The 17,169-nt window shown below is 43.1% G+C and carries 18 protein-coding genes and 1 other RNA gene; 6 read left to right on the forward strand and 13 right to left on the reverse strand.

What is annotated here, in order from left to right:
• Window positions 1–78: 78 nt before the first annotated feature.
• The 4 genes from OCV36_RS11035 to OCV36_RS11050 form a co-directional block, all read right to left on the reverse strand.
• Complete coding sequence (locus OCV36_RS11035) at window positions 79–384, reverse strand: NIPSNAP family protein (RefSeq protein WP_029189615.1); 306 nt, start codon at window positions 382–384, stop codon at window positions 79–81.
• 50 nt (window positions 385–434) lie between these two features.
• Entirely contained in the window at window positions 435–764 is a 330-nt protein-coding gene (locus OCV36_RS11040; protein WP_108208910.1) for an AzlD domain-containing protein, read from the reverse strand.
• A 2-nt stretch (window positions 765–766) separates the two neighbouring features.
• A complete protein-coding gene (locus tag OCV36_RS11045) occupies window positions 767–1,495 on the reverse strand; it encodes an AzlC family ABC transporter permease (protein WP_135458976.1) in 729 nt (242 codons plus the stop codon).
• 106 nt (window positions 1,496–1,601) lie between these two features.
• The gene (locus OCV36_RS11050) at window positions 1,602–2,435 is read right to left on the reverse strand and encodes an AraC family transcriptional regulator (protein ID WP_135458978.1); all 834 of its coding nucleotides are present in this window, start codon (window positions 2,433–2,435) and stop codon (window positions 1,602–1,604) included.
• 237 nt (window positions 2,436–2,672) lie between these two features.
• Here OCV36_RS11050 and OCV36_RS11055 point away from each other — a divergent pair, with 237 nt between their 5' ends.
• Window positions 2,673–3,011, forward strand: a complete 339-nt coding sequence (locus OCV36_RS11055; RefSeq protein WP_019350604.1) for a hypothetical protein — start codon at window positions 2,673–2,675, stop codon at window positions 3,009–3,011.
• A gap of 42 nt (window positions 3,012–3,053) precedes the next feature.
• Here the strand turns inward: OCV36_RS11055 and OCV36_RS11060 are convergent, their stop codons facing one another.
• Window positions 3,054–3,962: a LysR family transcriptional regulator gene (locus OCV36_RS11060; protein WP_102462573.1), complete on the reverse strand. Its 909-nt coding sequence runs from the start codon at window positions 3,960–3,962 to the stop codon at window positions 3,054–3,056.
• Window positions 3,963–4,052: 90 nt separating this feature from the next.
• On the opposite strand from OCV36_RS11060, the gene OCV36_RS11065 reads away from it, so the two are divergent.
• Window positions 4,053–4,685 carry a LysE family translocator gene (locus OCV36_RS11065; protein WP_054541729.1) on the forward strand — a complete coding sequence of 211 codons (633 nt, stop codon included), beginning with the start codon at window positions 4,053–4,055 and terminating at the stop codon, window positions 4,683–4,685.
• Between the two features lie 253 nt (window positions 4,686–4,938).
• Window positions 4,939–5,700, forward strand: a complete 762-nt coding sequence (locus tag OCV36_RS11070; RefSeq protein ID WP_004736414.1) for a transporter substrate-binding domain-containing protein — start codon at window positions 4,939–4,941, stop codon at window positions 5,698–5,700.
• Between the two features lie 104 nt (window positions 5,701–5,804).
• Here OCV36_RS11070 and ffs read toward each other — a convergent pair.
• Window positions 5,805–5,901, reverse strand: an RNA gene (gene ffs, locus OCV36_RS11075) — signal recognition particle sRNA small type.
• Window positions 5,902–6,097: 196 nt separating this feature from the next.
• Window positions 6,098–6,841 (reverse strand): VP0952 family biofilm-associated protein, encoded by a 744-nt coding sequence (locus OCV36_RS11080; RefSeq protein ID WP_102450203.1) that lies wholly within the window; start codon window positions 6,839–6,841, stop codon window positions 6,098–6,100.
• Between the two features lie 51 nt (window positions 6,842–6,892).
• Here OCV36_RS11080 and OCV36_RS11085 point away from each other — a divergent pair, with 51 nt between their 5' ends.
• Window positions 6,893–7,195, forward strand: coding sequence for an MGMT family protein (locus OCV36_RS11085; RefSeq protein ID WP_102450202.1), 303 nt, complete (start codon window positions 6,893–6,895; stop codon window positions 7,193–7,195).
• Between the two features lie 100 nt (window positions 7,196–7,295).
• On the opposite strand, the gene OCV36_RS11090 is transcribed toward OCV36_RS11085, so the two are convergent.
• Window positions 7,296–7,736, reverse strand: a complete 441-nt coding sequence (locus tag OCV36_RS11090) for a YbaY family lipoprotein (protein WP_029222253.1) — start codon at window positions 7,734–7,736, stop codon at window positions 7,296–7,298.
• 168 nt (window positions 7,737–7,904) lie between these two features.
• Between OCV36_RS11090 and tesB the strand changes: the two genes are divergently transcribed.
• Entirely contained in the window at window positions 7,905–8,765 is an 861-nt protein-coding gene (gene tesB, locus OCV36_RS11095) for an acyl-CoA thioesterase II (RefSeq protein ID WP_135458979.1), read from the forward strand.
• A gap of 158 nt (window positions 8,766–8,923) precedes the next feature.
• Here tesB and OCV36_RS11100 read toward each other — a convergent pair whose 3' ends face one another.
• On the reverse strand, window positions 8,924–9,589 hold the full coding sequence (locus OCV36_RS11100) for a hypothetical protein (protein ID WP_135458981.1): 666 nt from the start codon (window positions 9,587–9,589) through the stop codon (window positions 8,924–8,926).
• A gap of 90 nt (window positions 9,590–9,679) precedes the next feature.
• The gene (locus OCV36_RS11105) at window positions 9,680–10,153 is read right to left on the reverse strand and encodes an Lrp/AsnC family transcriptional regulator (protein WP_017078855.1); all 474 of its coding nucleotides are present in this window, start codon (window positions 10,151–10,153) and stop codon (window positions 9,680–9,682) included.
• Between the two features lie 129 nt (window positions 10,154–10,282).
• Here OCV36_RS11105 and OCV36_RS11110 point away from each other — a divergent pair, with 129 nt between their 5' ends.
• Complete coding sequence (locus OCV36_RS11110; protein ID WP_135458983.1) at window positions 10,283–11,350, forward strand: PLP-dependent cysteine synthase family protein; 1,068 nt, start codon at window positions 10,283–10,285, stop codon at window positions 11,348–11,350.
• Between the two features lie 129 nt (window positions 11,351–11,479).
• Here OCV36_RS11110 and OCV36_RS11115 read toward each other — a convergent pair whose 3' ends face one another.
• From OCV36_RS11115 to OCV36_RS11125, 3 genes are all read right to left on the reverse strand, one after another.
• Window positions 11,480–11,800 (reverse strand): DUF1244 domain-containing protein, encoded by a 321-nt coding sequence (locus OCV36_RS11115; protein ID WP_010439576.1) that lies wholly within the window; start codon window positions 11,798–11,800, stop codon window positions 11,480–11,482.
• A gap of 447 nt (window positions 11,801–12,247) precedes the next feature.
• Complete coding sequence (locus OCV36_RS11120) at window positions 12,248–14,173, reverse strand: UvrD-helicase domain-containing protein (protein ID WP_135458985.1); 1,926 nt, start codon at window positions 14,171–14,173, stop codon at window positions 12,248–12,250.
• Window positions 14,174–14,182: 9 nt separating this feature from the next.
• Window positions 14,183–16,345, reverse strand: coding sequence for an ATP-dependent nuclease (locus tag OCV36_RS11125; RefSeq protein ID WP_135458986.1), 2,163 nt, complete (start codon window positions 16,343–16,345; stop codon window positions 14,183–14,185).
• Window positions 16,346–17,169: the final 824 nt, after the last annotated feature.

Genomic DNA, 17,169 nt, shown 5'->3' on the forward strand with positions numbered 1-17,169 from the left:
AACTCCTTACCAGAACCTTAAAACACAAACAGTGAATCGGTACATTAGATGCCACCATGTCATACGTTGCAAGGTCAATCAGTCAAAAACAGGTCTAAAAAAGCTTCGCTCATAACTCACGATGCAATCAACTTCATCTGCAAATTCAAACGCTTTAATACACTCAGCATCGCTCAGCGATTTAATCCGATACTCTTCATAGGCAGCCAAGCTTTCAAAGGTAAACAGCGCCAAAGCAATATTGCTCGCCCCTTCCGACGGCAAGAAATAACCATTGTGTTGGCCACCAAATTTAGCGACCAAAGGAATCCACATTTTAGCGTAGGTTTCGAACTCCTTTGTTTTCTTAGGATCAATCACATATCGAACATAACAAGTAATCATATCTATACAGCCCTTAAATCATGGGAGAAACATAAAACCTAAGTAGAAGCTCAAGAGAAAAGGTAATCAACTGCGACTAAGTTATAGAACAAAAACACGGCCATACTGACTCCAATCGTTAACAGCACATTGCCTGTTTTCCAAATCAACAGACCTGTGACCAGCGCGCCTATCAAGTATGGGTTTTCAAGGCTTGGCCAAAATGTCTGCTCTGGTGCAAATACAATCGGCCCCCAAATTGCGGTAAGCACAGCTGGGCTTGAATAGCGTAACAGGCGACGCGTGGTTTGATTTAATCGAAGCGGGATTGCTGGCTCTAGAAACAGGTACCGACTAAAGAAAACAATCGCAGTCATGAGTAATATCGTTAACCAAATCATCTCTATTTCTCCTCCACAATTGTCTTGTTGCCGTTGTTTCGCTCTTGGAACGATTCGCTGATAAAGCCCGCTAACATACCGGCAATCGCTGCAATCATTAGCCCGCCCTCAATATTGTTAACCGACATGGCAACCGAAGTGACCAATGAAACCACCACACACACTACGACGGGTAGAGTTCGGATTAATGGGAACACCAAGGCGATAAAGGTTGCTGCGACCGCGAAATCGAGCCCAATTTCATTGAGTGAAGGAATTTGGCTTCCCGCGACAATGCCAACGAAGCTCGCGATATTCCAAACGAGGTAAAAACCACCACCTACACCCGCAGCGTACCAACGATTAAATTCTTTCTGAGACTGCCCACTACAAATCGCGAACAGCTCATCGGTGAGCCAAAATCCAAGTAATAGGCGCCAACGCGCAGGAAGATGGCTGATTTTGTCACGCATCGATACGCTGTACAGAAAGTGCCTTGAGGTGATGAACAGTGTGGTCAACAACATGGTGCCTAAACCAATACCCGCTTTGAACATACCCGCAGCGACAAGTTGTGCAGAGCCAGCAAAGAGAATAGCCGACATCGCTTGTGCTTGAAGCTGATTCAGTCCAGCATCTATCGCATACGAGCCCGCTAATATGCCCCACGGTATGACGGCAATACTTAACGGCATCGCTGCCATAACGCCTTTCCATAACTGCGTACGTTTATCCATTGTGTTGTTATCCATTTTTTCTAGTTCTCGTTACATTGGTTTTCCACTGTAAAAGAGCACTCACTTATTCGATTGTACAAATTTGCTTTATCGCCAAAGCACAAAGTTAAAAGCGATCAAATCAACGCATCTTAATGTACTGACCTGGGGTGTAACCGTTGGCTTTCTTAAAATGTCGATGAAAATGGCTTTGATCGTGAAAGCCACACTCTTGAGCAGTGTCCGAGATCGAATGCCCTTGCTTTAGCAACTTACGCGAAAGCCTGAGTCGGGATTGAATTTGATATGCATGTGGCGGAAGACCAAATTCTTTTTGAAAAGAGCGCACCAAGTGAAATGGGCTTAAAGCCGCAAGCTTCGACAATTCTTCCAATGACACATCCGCTTGTGGAAAATCGTCTAAAAACTCTTTCACTAGAATAAGTTGCCGTTGAGTTTTTCCATCTAATTGAGGTTTAAGGCTCGATTTACCATGTCGGCTAATCAGTTTAACCAACATCCCGTACATTAGGGTTTCTCTTAGCAGGCGATTATCTGATTCATCAATCGTGTTGAAAACTAATCTGAGTTGATTGGCGAGTTCAGGATCTTCAACCACCGCTCTAGGGAAGTAAGGAGCCCCGTAGTTCGGTAGGTTAAGCTCTTGAGTGATCTTGGCAAGTTGATCTGGGAGAGGATACATGGCTCGATATGCCCAACCACCTTCAGTGGCAGAGTGACCGCTATGAACTTCGTCGGCATTGACCAGAATAATCGCATCTTGTGGTGCTATATGATGCCCGCCCGTTCGATAGAAACGCTGAGCGCCCTGCTCAATAACACCAAGTGTGTAGCCCTCGTGGCTATGGCGCGAGAAGTTCTGCTTTTCGTATTCAGCATTAAGGGTTTCAAGGCCACCGAGCTCTTCTGTGATCTTATATTCGGCCTTTTCTTTAGAGCGTTTCTTGTTCTCCATAACAATTCCCAAGCCTGTTAATTATCGAGCGACTTATCAGTCTACTCTATAGGCTCTTTCAGCTTTTGTACAAAATTGCGCTTTTGTTTGTTAATTCTGTTTTTATCGTTGGCTTAATAACGCCTTCTAACTGGGAGGAAAGTCTTGGTCTATAACTAGTTGGCGAGAAATTGACAAATTAGTGGGGCAATCATGGCAATACTCTCTTCAAATCATCGGCAACAGATCTGATACACCATGAAAAATACGCTAATCCTTTTCTTTTTCCTGAGCCTAACTGGGTGCACTCATAACCAATCAAAAGCACTGAGCATGAACTCCTCGCCAGTCAATACGTACCCTCAATCCATGTCGAACCTGCAACTGTGCGACACCTTGTATTACGGGCGATCAAGCAACCAGACACTCGCAGCAATTGGCAGTGAGTTTAATCGAAGAGGATTATCAAAACATTGGTGTGATACCGAAACCAACAAGCTCTATCTAACAAAGACGATTGATTGGGTTGCTGACCAAGTAGAAGACAAAGAAGATTCGGAGGAAGAAGCGTCTGCCGTTGTGTTGCCTGCGAATTAAATGAGGCAATGATAGATAAACGTCTGTTCGCACTTAATGATCTCACTTGCTTAGGTAATTAAGTGACCTATTTTTACTCAAAAAATCCCAAGTTAACCTGGCTGCGTTCGAAGAAAAACAACCGCTTCTTTTCGCTACACAAATATTACGAGGGTACTCGGGCGCAAGAGGAATAACATTTACGCCGGGATGAGATTCTGGAACGGCAAGCTCTGCAACAATAGAAACACCTAAGCCCGCTCTAATCAAAGCAAGTATCGAGGTCAATTGAACAATGGTGTGTTTTTCTTTAAGGCGAGATTTTGATAGCTTAAACCATTCTCTAATGAGCGCCTCGCTGCCCCCTTTACTCAGTATAAAATCTCGATCTTCGATATCCACAGCCGACAAAACTGGCAACTGGGATAAAGGGTCATCTTCATGAACTAAAGCCACCATACGGTCAGTAAAGACTGGGATGATATCTAGATCCAAATACTCTTTATCAACCGCGATTGCAAAATCTACGCGCCCCTCTCGCAATGCTAATAATGCTCCTTCGTCAGTAAACTCGCTTATTTCAATTTTAACTTGAGGTAAGTGTTGGCTGATCGCATGAATTAGGCTGGGTAAAATATGTGTGGAAGCGGATGCGCCAAAAGAAGCCACTTTCACCTGTCCAGCCCCATCTTTTTGAATAAGTCGAAGCTGTCTCAATAACACCCCTCCCTGCAACTCCTGCTGTTTCGCGAACTCAGCAATCAACCTCCCTTCCTCTGTTAACAATAAGGGACGACTGTCTCTTCGGACTAAAGCGAAACCTAACACATCTTCAGCACGTCGAAGAGCTTTGCTCGCAGCAGGTTGGCTGACTCCTAATACCAGAGCGGCATCAGTGATACTTCCGAGCGCTAGTAGCTGCAGAAGTAATTTGGGAACTAATGATGGGATGCTTTCCAAGTCTTCAACCATTTATATAACCTCAGGTTATTTTGATATCTACCTCTATGCTAGCAGACTACTTTTTCCGAAAAATAGATACCAGTCACCCGGAGAAAACAAATGACTATAGAAACATGGCTAACCTTCTGCCTCGCTTCACTTATCTTAACCATGACGCCAGGTCCCAGCATTTTGTTGGGCGTCATTCATTCAATGAAATATGGCGTTAATAAAGCTATTTTTACGGCACTAGGCGATATCTCAGCAAACTTCATACAGATGATCATTGTTGCAGTTGGACTTGGCATCATAATGTCAACGTCTGAACTAGCGTTCGCCGTTATCAAGTGGCTTGGAGTCACAACATTGCTGTATATGGGTATCAAGATGTTGCGTGATAAACCTGAGTGTGATGCACAAATAACCACCAATTCACCCACCGCGATTTCAGGCCACAGACTCTATTTAAGTGGTTTCTTCGTTGCAGCGGGTAACCCCAAAGCGATTGTCTTTTTCACTGCATTCTTCCCCCAGTTCATAGACCCAACCAAGCCTCTGTTATCACAAATGTTGGTGATGTGCCCCACAATGGCAGTGTTGGATTTTACGTGGGTGATGATTTACGCCATCTCTGCCAAGAAGCTTCTTGGGTTTATGCAAGATCACCCAACGTACCTGAATAAAATCGGTGGCTCAGCGCTTTTAACTGCAGCCATCGTACTCGCAGTAACAAGTCACAGCTCCAACCTATAGTCGAGCCTGTAAAGGAAAAAACAATAAATTGAGTTTCATTCGAGGGGAAAAATCGTCTGCTGTAACGCTACCTGCGGATTAATCGGATAAGTATTGTTAACGTCCTTAAATACGCTAACAGTACTTCTGGCAATAAAACTGGAGCAAACTAATTGATCTGCATGCCTTTGCTCACATCAATATGCATTTGCATTGATAAATGTTAACAATTGGTTAATTATCCATATCCATTATTACTATAAGGAAATAACCAATGAAATGGATACTTGTTGCATTCGTCAGTGTTTTCTCTGTGTTCACATACGCAAAAGATTGGAAACAAATTCGCTTTACTGTTGAAGGGGCCTACCCACCGTTCAGTTGGACAACGCAAGATGGTGAATTAGAGGGGTTTGAAGTCGATTTAGCCAACGCCTTGTGTATCGAATTAGAAGTAAAATGTATCATCTCAAAAACTGATTGGGACGGTATTATCCCATCACTTTTAAGCCGTAAAAACGATGCAATTATAGCGGCTATGACCATTACCGAAGAACGTGAAAAGAAAGTTAATTTCACTATGCCTTACGCTAAAGTTCCCACTCGTTTTGTCATGGAAAAGGGGCGTGAAATCAATATGGATGACGGCAGCTTAAATGAACTAACAATTGGGGTTCAACGAGCAACTATTGGTGACAAGTACCTTTCTGAGATCTATCCAGATGTAGATATCAAACGTTACGGCTCATTCGATGAAGCCTTTACCGATTTACTCAACGGCCGCTTAGATAGCGTGTTTGGTGGTTCAATGGGGCTCAACGCAGGCTTTCTTGAAACGGATCAGGGTAAGGACTATCACTTTACAGGCCCTAAATTTACAGAAGAGAAGTGGTTTGGTCGTGGTATTGGAGTCGCTGTTAGAAAACAAGATGACGAATTAAAAGATCTTATCGATAGTGGAATACAAAGACTGATCGACAATGGTCAACATCAAAAAATCGCAAGTAAATACTTTTCATACAGCATTTACGAGTAGGCTGATGTACAGAGTGAACACCACCAATCACGAACTGTTGTTCACTTTTTGAAAGTTTCAGATAGCAAAAAGCCGCTCATTAAGAGCGGCTTTTTTAAGGGGTGGGAACCCAGCCACATCCCGGCACACAAGTCACTCGCTGCGGCTGCTCCCTTCCAGGCCTGACCGAGTTCACGAGTTATTGTTGCGGGAGGACCAGGCCCCCATAGATTCGTTTTCTAAGAGGCTTGCCTCAAAGAGTGATTGGATTATTAAGCATCACAGCAACCATTGCAAGCCCTTCCACCCTATTTTTGAACAATTGCTGTCTAAGTGCTTATCCTTTATTCAAACCACTAGAAAATCGCAGGTAAATTCACCATTTACCTGCATTTGTAAGGTTCGGGTTATCTACGTACTAGATATCGATGTCTTCGTTATCTTCTGTACGAATGATGTAGTCTGTCATCCACGCGGTGCCTAATAGACATAACCACACCACAAAGACTGGACTAGGCACTTCGATGCTTGGGGTAATCACCAGTGCCGCAAAACCAACCGTCGGCAATGTCCAACACAATAATTTATTCCAGCGGAAGGTTTTCAAGCGCGTCAGTGTTTCCATCGATGCCATGATGCCCGTTACACACAAAGCAACCAAAGCGGCATAAGGTAAATCGGCCATCCATAATGGAAGTATCAAGCCTAATGACCACCAGCTGTGTCGGCTGGCTGGTTTAAGGTGATTCGCTGCCCACCAAATCACAATGATCGACAAAGTCTGTAGTGTGGTAATCCAGGGAGCGCCATCAAGCTTACCTGCTGACTGCGTGACCATAATCCCGACTTGCAAAGTTGCTACAATCAAGCCAGAAATAATCACGACGGATAAACTACTGCGTTTTGAAAAGACCACCATAAGCAGTGGGAATAATACCCACGCACTGACAGACAGCGTGATGGGTTGTAAAGGCAGGGTTAAACCATAGGCAGTCATGGATGCGAGCAAAGCTAACCCTGCGATGCCTCCCTGCGGTAAAATCCATAAAGCAGGAATAACCATTGCAAGCACTGGGATATCTCCCTCACTTAAACTGATTGCTCTCGCGCAAACAACCGCTAATAATGTGGTTATCAAGAACTGAAACGTTGAAAATACCATAGCCCTCTCCTTCTACCGATCCGTGGTATTAATGAACTAGGAACTTTTAGTATGGACCAATTTTTGCTCCAAATCTTTGCTGTGATTCACCAAATTCCATATGGGAAAGTAACAACTTATGGAGACATAGCACGTTTTTCAGGTTTTCCGGGCTATGCACGACATGTAGGTAGAGCATTAGGCAACTTGCCTGAAGGAAGTAAACTACCTTGGTATAGAGTGATTAACAGCAAAGGTGAGATCTCTTTGAAGGGTGATTCGTTTGATCGCCAAAAGAAGCATCTGGTCGAAGAAGGGGTTGAAGTGAGTGACGCAGGAAAGGTAAAACTCAGAATATACAAATGGCAGCCCTAGAGCTGCCATCAATTACATAACTAGTGAATAAGCCCATCAGCTCATCAGCTCATCAGCTCATCAGCTAATCAAGATGCCTTGATATGGCGTCCATTCCTAGTTAACGAACACCAACCAAGCGCAAGTCTGCTTGTTGCGTGTTTTCTACATCAGTAATTACTGACTTAATAGTGTCAGTAGTGAAGCGCAATTTACCGTCAACGTGAATCGTTGCGCGCATGTTGTAACGGTGGTTAGCTTTAATCTTGTTGTTGTCGTAGCTCAGCTCGAATGCGAACGGAACTTGCTTACCGTCAGTGGTGAACTCTTGAGTTGCGATAACCGTCGATGGTGCGTCAGCCAGTGAGATGTCTTCTAGCGTAACAGTCACCACGGCATTCTCTGGCAATGCAATTCTTTCACGGTAGCTTACTGTTCCTGAAATCACTTGAGTGTTCTCTGCAACCACTTCCTGAGAAGCGTTCGTTTCTGATGTTGCTTGGCAACCAACAAGTAGGCCAAACGATACTAAAGACGTAATAAGAATTAGAGCCTTTTTCATATTCAATTTCTCTCAACATGTTTGCCGGACTCGGCAAATCTACCCACCAATTATAAGAGAGCTTTCATATTCTGTCTTGAAACCCTATGATTTATTGACAGATATCTGACTAAGCTAAATGATTAACACAATAATCTGACATCCATTTTACCAAGAGGCATGCTGGCGATGAGTCAACCTTTACAAGAATTATTAAGTTTACTTCAGCTAGAGAAGCTGGAAGAAGGTCTGTTCCGCGGGCAAAGTGAGAACCTAGGTCTACCACAGGTTTATGGTGGTCAAGTATTAGGGCAAGCGCTTTCTGCTGCTCGTTATACCGTTCAAGATGACCGTAGTGTGCACTCGTTTCATAGTTACTTTCTATTTCCTGGCGATCCTGAAAAGCCAATTATTTACGATGTTGAGAACCTAAGAGATGGACGAAGCTTCAGCACACGTCGTGTTAAAGCGATTCAAAATGGCCGCCCTATTTTCTATCTCACGGCTTCTTATCACGGTGATGCTCCAGGCTTTGAGCACCAGATTTCAATGCCTGATATTCCTGGGCCAGAGAACTTTGCATCTGAAACCGAGTTAGCGAGCCACATTGCGGAGTTCCTACCAGAGAAACTGCGTAAAACCTTCTGTGGTGAAAAGCCGATTGAGATGCGCCCTGTGACTGTCGTGAATCCGCTCAATCCTAAGAAGGCGGAAGCGAAGCAGTACCTTTGGGTAAGAGCAAATGGCGCAATGCCAGACAACCAATTGATTCACCAATATTTGCTGGCTTACGCGTCCGATTGGGGATTCTTGGTGACAGCACTTCACCCACATGAAGTGTCAATCATGACGCCCAACTTCCAAGTGGCGACGATTGACCACTCAATCTGGTTCCACCGCCCGTTCAAAATGGATGAATGGCTGCTATATGCGATTGAAAGCCCGACCGCGGCCAACACTCGCGGCTTAGTACGTGGTGAGATTTACAACCAAAAAGGTGAGCTAGTCGCGACAGCCGTTCAAGAAGGTGTGATGCGCTTTACCAAGTAACGAGCAAACACTTTTTATAACTATGAGCATTTTTTAAAAGCGACGTACATTTTTAGAAACGGCGAACAAGCACGTTCAAACCCAAAAGGGGCTAGGTATCATACCTAGCCCCTTTTTAGTAACGCTGACGAAAGAACGTCACACAAAAACAGTAAAGTCTATTCAACCTCTAACGTCGGCTCGAATTCACTCTGTACTCGCATTTTAATGCCATCTCCAGCGTCTCGCAGTAGATTAAATGGTGATAGCACCACCCCTTTCACCGCACCTTCTGCCGCTCCCTGAGCTAACTCTCTACTCTTATCGGCTAGCAAATTAGCTTGCACCAAAATATCAGGCACTTCAGCTCTAAGCATTTCGGATTCAGTGACAATCACTGGAATGGTTTGCTCTCGATAAGATTTACTTTCAGCGAGCATTGGCGGCATTACATCGACACGGTATCGTTTTAATTCTGTCAATGTTGGGGGAATAACATCGGTTCTGACCTGCTCGACTTCCGTTCGGACATTTTTCACTTCATCTAATATCGCAGGGATTTTGTTGTCGACCGATGAAACGGTTTGATTCACGTCATCGATCGTCTTTCTGACCTCTTCGACTGTGTTCAGAACTTGAGGAGCAAGCTCACTAACATGTTCAGCAAATGCTAGCAGCTCTTCCACTTTTAGCCCTTTCGTGAGACCGGATAAATCTTCGATAACCTGCGGATAAGTATCGACGATCTCCCCTACTTTATTAGTAAACGAATAGATGGTGTAGCCCAAGTAAAAAATGGCGACCGCTAATACCAATTGGATCGCGGTAGATACTTTTGCAAACATGAATAATCCTTTTCTTTTATCGCAGAGGCGAGATCTAAACTGAGAAGATAGTTAAACTGAAACGATAGGTAGCCTAAGATTAGTTTGAGCTTAAAGCGGCAGTGCTGTTGTGTACTTCAATGGTTCCATCGCAAATGTCGAGGTCACATTAGAGATACCGTCAATGCTATTCACCAAGCGCTTGTAGAAATCATCAAAGCACTTCATGTCTTTCACCTGAACCTTCATCATATAGTCATATTCGCCAGCCATGCGATAGAACTCCATCACTTCTGGAAACTCCGACACAGTATTCACAAAACGACCATACCACTCGTGAGAATGATCACTGGTTTTAATCAATACGAACGCGGTAAAAGAAAGATCGAGCTTTTCTGGGTTCAACAGCGCGACTCTTTTCTCAATAATGCCGTTCTCTTCGAGGCGCTTAAGCCTTTTCCAGCAAGGCGTTGTGGTGAGATTGACCGCTTCAGAAATGTCATTCAATGACAGGGTGCTGTCTTCTTGCAGTAATCCTAATATTTTTTTATCTACGGCATCTATCACACTTTCACCAAATCGCATTTAAAGAGAATTATTTTCTACAATTTAAGCAAAACAAAGCAAATATGGCAAAGTTTTTCTCTCTGATTGTAGCTAAATTAGAGCCATACCAATTACAAAGAATTCCTACACTCGATCAGGAGAACGCTTATGTGCACTGACCATCAATGGATTAACAACGCGATTCGTAAAATTGAAGCCGATTACCAACGCTCAGCGGATACGCACCTTATCAAGCTCGAACTACCAAGTATCGAAGGCATTGATGTTTACCTTAAAGATGAAAGCACACACCCAACGGGCTCTTTGAAGCACCGCTTAGCGCGTTCTCTATTCTTATACGCTATCTGTAACGGTTGGGTTGGCCCAGAAACAACGATCATTGAATCTTCATCGGGTAGCACAGCCGTGTCTGAGGCGTACTTTGCTCGCCTACTAGGTCTTCCGTTTATTGCAGTAATGCCAAAATGCACAGCGAAGAAGAAGATTGAACAGATAGAATTCTACGGCGGCCAAGCACATCTTGTTGACCGCTCAGATGAAATTTACGATGAGTCTCGCCGTTTAGCAGAAGAGCTGAACGGCCATTACATGGACCAATTTACTTACGCTGAGCGCGCAACCGACTGGCGCGGTAACAACAACATCGCGAACTCAATTTTCAATCAAATGCAGATGGAAGATCACCCAGTTCCAGCTTGGGTTGTAATGAGCCCAGGTACTGGCGGTACTTCTGCAACTATCGGCCGCTTCATTCGCTACCAACAGCATGAAACTAAGCTTTGTGTTGTCGACCCTGAGAACTCAGTATTCCACGAATACTTCCAAACAGGCAATGTGAATGTGAAAGGCAATACATTCAGCAAGATTGAAGGTATTGGTCGCCCACGAGCAGAGCCAAGCTTTATCTCGGGTGTGATTGATGAGATGCGTACAATTCCAGACGCAGCAAGTATCGCTACTACGCATTGGCTGTCTGATATTCTTGGCCGCAAAGTTGGCGCATCAACCGGCACCAATATGTACGGTGTGCTTCAACTAGCCAGTGAAATGAAAGCACGCGGAGAGAAAGGCTCTATCGTGACTTTATTATGTGACAGTGGCGAACGTTACTTAGATACTTACTTTAATGACGAGTGGGTAAATCTAAATATTGGTGACCTACAACCTTACGCGGCGAAGTTAGAGGCTTTCTCGCAAACGGGTGAGTTAGCTTAAGCTCGACACTAGCATTCAAAGCTAAGATTAGCGTACAAAATTAAAAAGAGCCCTGATGGGCTCTTTTGCTATATGCGGTTTGTTCTAAGTGCTGCTTGATCTATAAATCGTTGCTGCTAAATCGACAAATTATTCTGGCTTCTGCTTCGCTTCAAATGCTGCTAGCTGTTCAGGCGTCGCCTTTGGCTGATGGTTTTGTTTCCACTCATCGTAAGTCATGCCATAAACGCGCTCACGAGCGTCATCGATATCCAAGTCTAGGCCTTGTTGCTCAGCTTCGGCTTTGTACCACTTGCTGAAACAGTTGCGGCAGAAGCCCGCCAAGATCATCAGATCGATATTTTGCACATCTTTGTTGCTATCTAAATGTGCTAACAGGCGACGAAAGGTTGCTGCGTCTAGTTTATCTTGTTCTTCTTGAGAAAGATCTTTGTATTTAAATTCAGCCACTTTACTTTCCTTTTATATTTATTTTCTTGTATTCATTCGTTGAGCTGTACTCGTTATACAAAAAAACCACACTTAACTTAAAGTTAGACTTAAAAGTTAGAAACCCCTTACAGAACGAGGGCTAGAAGCCATTTATCTAACTTTTACGTGTAGATCTAATTTTTCTGTAAGAGCTCAGGTGCTAAATGAAAAAATTAGACCACCCAAAATTGGTGGTCTCTACTATATTTTTATCTAACTTTATATGTACTGATTCATACTCAGTCTGACAAAATCGTGGTTCGATTTCACCTGTTCACACAATCATACACTAACCACTAAACTCATTTTTGGACAAAAGCGAGCTAAATTATTTGTGGTAGCTCGCCAATATAAGATTAGTAAAAGTAAGTTAAAACCCTAGAAACAAAAACGTATGATTAGCTCCCATTCGTTAGACTTGTTTCCTTAAAGCTCAATAATCTCACCTTCTCGAGCAAATTTTCTTTCAATAAGATTTGTCTTTAGTCCGTTTACATCGGAAGTGTATATCACATGGGCAAGACTACTCTTAGCTCGTGTAGATGTAACATAGAACAACCGTCGAGTGCGATCCAAACCAGTTTCTTCACCCGCATCCTGCTTTTTCTTACTACTTAGAGAAAGTTCCTTTACGCCAAAATACTGCTCGTAGGAAAATAAGAACCCGCCGGCTTCATCATCATCCATGACAACCATAACACGATCGAATTCGTTGCCCTTCACGCCTTGATGGGTGCGAAAAATTGAGTTCTCCTCAATGTATTCTTTATAGTTCCGAATTTGAAAGAAATTAGTCTCCAAGGCTTCAGCCCAAGCAGAAATCTCGCTGTCATCCCACTCTTCAGGTTCTGGTTCAATCTCTAGTATGGCTTCCGATTGATCTAGCTTTGATTCAACCACGCGTTCTTCAGTGGTAGCTACAAAAGACTGCAATTTCGCTGGAATTCTTAGGAGGTTATGCTCAGCAAGCACTTCTAGAACTTCACGAAAGCTAACCTCAACATTTGAAATCACACATCTAAACGCATGTTCTGCTGCTCGGGCAAGCGCTAGCGGATCATCCTTATGAGCATCAAGCACACTGGCTTCCAGAAGCGGCGACTTCGTTTCCCTTAAGATAGACATCAATTCAGATCGGTTTTTCTTCAAACTCGCCTCAGCAATAGGAAAAACAATGCCAGCAAAAAAATTCAGCTCTGTATTTTCACCTTCAGAAATCCGATCTTTAATTTTGCCTGATTTTGAAAGCTTGTCCCAAAGAGCATCAAAGCCAAGCCGACGACCAGCCATCTTATGTTCCAGAAGTAAGATAGCGGTTTCTTTTGATTGAATATCTATCCAGTCAGCATCGCCCGTAACTTCCGCCATAGTCTCACGAATTTTCAATTCGATGTCATCTTTATCTAAAACACCTTGCTGTAATAAGAAATATCGTACGTAACCTTCTGCTGCTCCTTCTTCGGCATACTGTTTCCGTTCATCACCTGCATTACGTATTTGATTGCCTAGCCCCACGATACGTCGTGCTGACCGATGGTTCATTTCCTTATTGAAAGTGGTCCAATCGCTTGGCTTTGTGTTGCCTAGTTCAGGTTCACCCCCGCCAAAGATGCGCTGCATCGTATCTCCAAACAAGCCGATGACAACTTTATCCGATTTGGTATCTTGCAGCTCAAAAAATGCACTGACTACATCTTTGTTGGTATCCTGACTTTCGTCGAGAAATATAAAAGGGAACTTATTTACTATAACTTCGGCCATCATCGGCTTATTAATCAAAAAAGTTGAGAAAATTTTCAAGACATCTGCATGCGACAACGAATTAGGGGAGGAGTTGACTCCATTTGGGTCGTAGATAAAAGATCGTGGCTCTGCTAGCCATTCCATTTTTTTAGTCAAACGGATGATATCTCTTTTTCGAGCATCAGAAGCCTTGCCTGATCGACCTTTCCGTTCTTTTTCTTCAAGATCTTCTAAATCAGTGGGGATTTTTTCCAAGTACCACTTGCGAATATCCTCATTGAAACCAGCAATAGCGGACCAGCAAAAACTATGAATTGTCGAAACCGCAAAGATTGGGCTTTGCTCAATCCGATCTTTTATTTCATCGGCTGCGTTGTTCGTAAAGGTCACAACAGCAATTTGCTTTCCCTTAAGAATAAAGTCATCAGAATATTGAGCTTTCAGGAATTCTAGAGCCTTTTTCAGGGAGTAGGTTTTGCCTGACCCCGCCCCTGCGAAGGTGATGAAGCTTTTTCCCGAACCTATACTTAGACACTCTCGGATACCTTCATCAACTTTATTATCATGATCGATAGGTTTGGTTTCAGCCAAGTAAAATTGCTCTGACATAATTTCCCCCTACGCTTTTGGTGACAGTTGATCTTGCAACCACGTAAGACCATCGCTCATATAATCTGGGGGATTAAAGCTATTCGCCTCATTATCCGCAAGATGAAAGAGGCAATTGAAGGCAAAGTCACCCTTCTTTAAACCTTGCACATAGTCATAAAGTGACTTCGACAACGGTTCTGTGCCGCTTTCAAAATCAGTTTTCGCATCTTTGAGCTTTTTTATGTTCTGGAAATAATCATCCTCGAAATTCGCCAAAATCAGCGCATCTTCAAAAGTTCGGGATAAAATCATTTCTCCAGAAATCTGTGTTGGTTTTTGATAGGCAACATAAAGCGGTGCATCTCCGCTTGTTGTAGCATGTTTCGCTTGAGGTAAGGCCACCAAGTCATCTAGCGCTTCTTTCTTTGGATGCCATTTCTTCAAGGTATCATTATTAGTTTTTTGAGCTGACTTCTTTTTCGGGAAACAAGACTTCCCTTCATTATTAACAGAATCAAGATCTGTCAGCACTAGAGTTGCTACTCCAAGCTTCTCGACTAAATTTCTGTACTTGTGCGTGTGCGCACCGTTCACCTCAAGCATAGAGATGTACCGATTCGACAACTTCGGGAAGCTCTTGGAAATAAATTCAGGCACAAGAAGGCTCTCGGCTTGGCCTTCAACAAAAATAACGCCATCGGCAAAGAAGATGTCACAATGAGTTAGCTTCAAGTGTTTTCTAACAAACAAAAGCTCATCTTTTGCCTTCGCAAAAAGCTCTGACATGTTTGCAATTGATGTATGATCCATTTTGATGGACTTATTCGCATCATTTCGTCGGAAGTAACGTAAATCTTTGAAATCAATATCGTTGATAATATGACTTGAGTGGGTACTAATCACGAGCTGTGTTTGGTATTCAGACTTATCTTTTTGGGTTGCCTTGTCGCGCAAATCGGGGTGGTTCCGCAAAGTATCATAAGCTTTCGATACAAACACTCGCTGAACTTGAGCGTGAAGATTAACTTCCGGCTCTTCGAGTAAAACTAAATGGATTGGTTCTATCTGATCCTCGACTTTATCCTCAGATGAAGCCGATTTTCCTACGCGCATCCATTTGTCACGAAACTCTAGAAGCCTAAAGGTCAGATATATAAGATTTTGGTAGCCAAGGCCTAAGTAGCTTTCGGGAAGAAACTCTTCTTCATTTGTATCAAAACGATATCGGACCGATGAGGATTTTTGCAAAGCATCCGTGCCGCTAATTTTCGCGGCAATTTCAACAGTCGGATTACCGCCGATACCGGGATATCCCATGCTTTTCAGTTCTTCGAAGGGTGCATTGAACTGAGCGTTCAATCTACTGGTAAACCCCTCTTCTAGGTTTTGCTGATGTCCCAAGACCTCAAGGTCTTCTGGCTCAGGAAAATCTTCGGGGTTCAAGATACGATCGTAATATCCTCGAAGTAGCTTATTGAGCCGCTGCTTTTCCGAATATGGTCCGTTTTGCTCCGTTTTATCTTCATCACCTGAGCCGCGTTGCTCAGATTGAACATCGACTCTAATTAACTTTTTCAAAGCGTCAGATTTTAGGGGCTGCAAAACCTCTTTCGAAGTAGGCTCGACTCCTTTGCTCAAAATGTAATGCTTTTGCTTAATGAATTTACTGAGGTTACGACCTTTCTCCAAGAAATCACATAGATCTTTGGGCCACAAACTTACCTTACCTGTATATTTGGATACAACGCCTCTCATATCAACAAACTCACGACACAGTTTAGAAATATCAGTTGCTTCGTAAGTTATGCGAACAAATAACGCACCACCGCGCCATTCCAGATCTGGCAGGATGTCACGAACCTTGTATGCCTCATTCACTTCTGCAGTGATCTCTATGTCTAAACTCGGCAGTAGACTGATAAGAACATCCGATAGTTCCTGCATTTTCTCGCTAGTAGGGAATTCTTGTTCGATTTGTTTGCCTAGTTTTTGGATTTCCTTCCAATTACGCTTCGATATATCTCGAACTTTTAGATTGTCTGGGCTTTTCAGGAAGGTGTGTAGCGCCCCTATACAGGACGTTTTTCCACTATTATTAGCTCCGACAAGGACAGTTGTTTTATCATCTAGCACCAAGTTGACGTCGGCTAGTCTTCGGTAGTTTTTCAAAGCGAAAGAGGTGATTTTCATATAACAAAACCTAAAAACAAAGCAGGGGCTTTCAAAAACACAGTCCTGTAATTCTGAACGGATAAATGTCAATGAGAGCAATAATTTACAACATATAGTTGCTTCTCCCTCCTATTCTGCTCGCCTTAAGTAAGCAACTCAACGTATATCAGCAAACTGTGTGACGGCTCTGCGTATAATGAGAATGAACAACAGCAAAACTGATTGAGTAATAGTCTATCGTTTCATTAATATTGATAAGGCAAGGTTCAATTAACAGAATGTGAAAGGGCCTTTACTCTAACAAGGAAAGGGGCAAAGACGATTTACGAAACAACTTGTTTCGCATTTTTGCAAGACCCTCTTGCAAAAATTAGGTATTAAAATTTGTCCAACAGGTTGTTGGACAAATTGGGCATGTAGGGGTTGTTGCAAACTCTGCAACTACTGAGGATTCCTCGGTAATTGTTCATTAGCTAATCCTATGGGTTTTACTGTGGCTCCTGAAACATTGGGGTATCTCTGAGTTACGATGATAGGTACCTCTAGTTTTCTAATCAGAGCCATATGTAGCCTACCTAACAGAGAGCAAGACTCTAGATAGTTTTCACTCCGCATCGCAACTTGCGCATCGCAACTTGCGATGTGTGATTACTTAAAAGTTCTCAAAGTAAGATTAAAGATTTTAATAGTTACAAATCATAATCTTAAGGATGAACCCTGTTGGATCATTGTTGATAATAGTAAGCATTAGAGGGCGAGCATATTACTTAAAAAACGGTCCTAAACAGAGAGGTTTGCTAGTTTATTAGTAGCGAGAGCTTGGAGAAATTTCCCAGGAAGTA

Origin of the sequence: Vibrio echinoideorum, assembly GCF_024347455.1 — a bacterium.
Classification (GTDB): Bacteria; Pseudomonadota; Gammaproteobacteria; order Enterobacterales; family Vibrionaceae; genus Vibrio; species Vibrio echinoideorum.

Coding starts and splice junctions, on each gene's coding strand:
- OCV36_RS11035 (WP_029189615.1), bottom strand. CDS start 384: ATGATTACTTGTTATGTTCGATATGTGATTGATCCTAAGAAAACAAAG.
- OCV36_RS11040 (WP_108208910.1), bottom strand. CDS start 764: ATGATTTGGTTAACGATATTACTCATGACTGCGATTGTTTTCTTTAGT.
- OCV36_RS11045 (WP_135458976.1), bottom strand. CDS start 1,495: ATGGATAACAACACAATGGATAAACGTACGCAGTTATGGAAAGGCGTT.
- OCV36_RS11050 (WP_135458978.1), bottom strand. CDS start 2,435: ATGGAGAACAAGAAACGCTCTAAAGAAAAGGCCGAATATAAGATCACA.
- OCV36_RS11055 (WP_019350604.1), top strand. CDS start 2,673: ATGAAAAATACGCTAATCCTTTTCTTTTTCCTGAGCCTAACTGGGTGC.
- OCV36_RS11060 (WP_102462573.1), bottom strand. CDS start 3,962: ATGGTTGAAGACTTGGAAAGCATCCCATCATTAGTTCCCAAATTACTT.
- OCV36_RS11065 (WP_054541729.1), top strand. CDS start 4,053: ATGACTATAGAAACATGGCTAACCTTCTGCCTCGCTTCACTTATCTTA.
- OCV36_RS11070 (WP_004736414.1), top strand. CDS start 4,939: ATGAAATGGATACTTGTTGCATTCGTCAGTGTTTTCTCTGTGTTCACA.
- OCV36_RS11080 (WP_102450203.1), bottom strand. CDS start 6,841: ATGGTATTTTCAACGTTTCAGTTCTTGATAACCACATTATTAGCGGTT.
- OCV36_RS11085 (WP_102450202.1), top strand. CDS start 6,893: ATGGACCAATTTTTGCTCCAAATCTTTGCTGTGATTCACCAAATTCCA.
- OCV36_RS11090 (WP_029222253.1), bottom strand. CDS start 7,736: ATGAAAAAGGCTCTAATTCTTATTACGTCTTTAGTATCGTTTGGCCTA.
- tesB (WP_135458979.1), top strand. CDS start 7,905: ATGAGTCAACCTTTACAAGAATTATTAAGTTTACTTCAGCTAGAGAAG.
- OCV36_RS11100 (WP_135458981.1), bottom strand. CDS start 9,589: ATGTTTGCAAAAGTATCTACCGCGATCCAATTGGTATTAGCGGTCGCC.
- OCV36_RS11105 (WP_017078855.1), bottom strand. CDS start 10,153: ATGCGATTTGGTGAAAGTGTGATAGATGCCGTAGATAAAAAAATATTA.
- OCV36_RS11110 (WP_135458983.1), top strand. CDS start 10,283: ATGTGCACTGACCATCAATGGATTAACAACGCGATTCGTAAAATTGAA.
- OCV36_RS11120 (WP_135458985.1), bottom strand. CDS start 14,173: ATGTCAGAGCAATTTTACTTGGCTGAAACCAAACCTATCGATCATGAT.
- OCV36_RS11125 (WP_135458986.1), bottom strand. CDS start 16,345: ATGAAAATCACCTCTTTCGCTTTGAAAAACTACCGAAGACTAGCCGAC.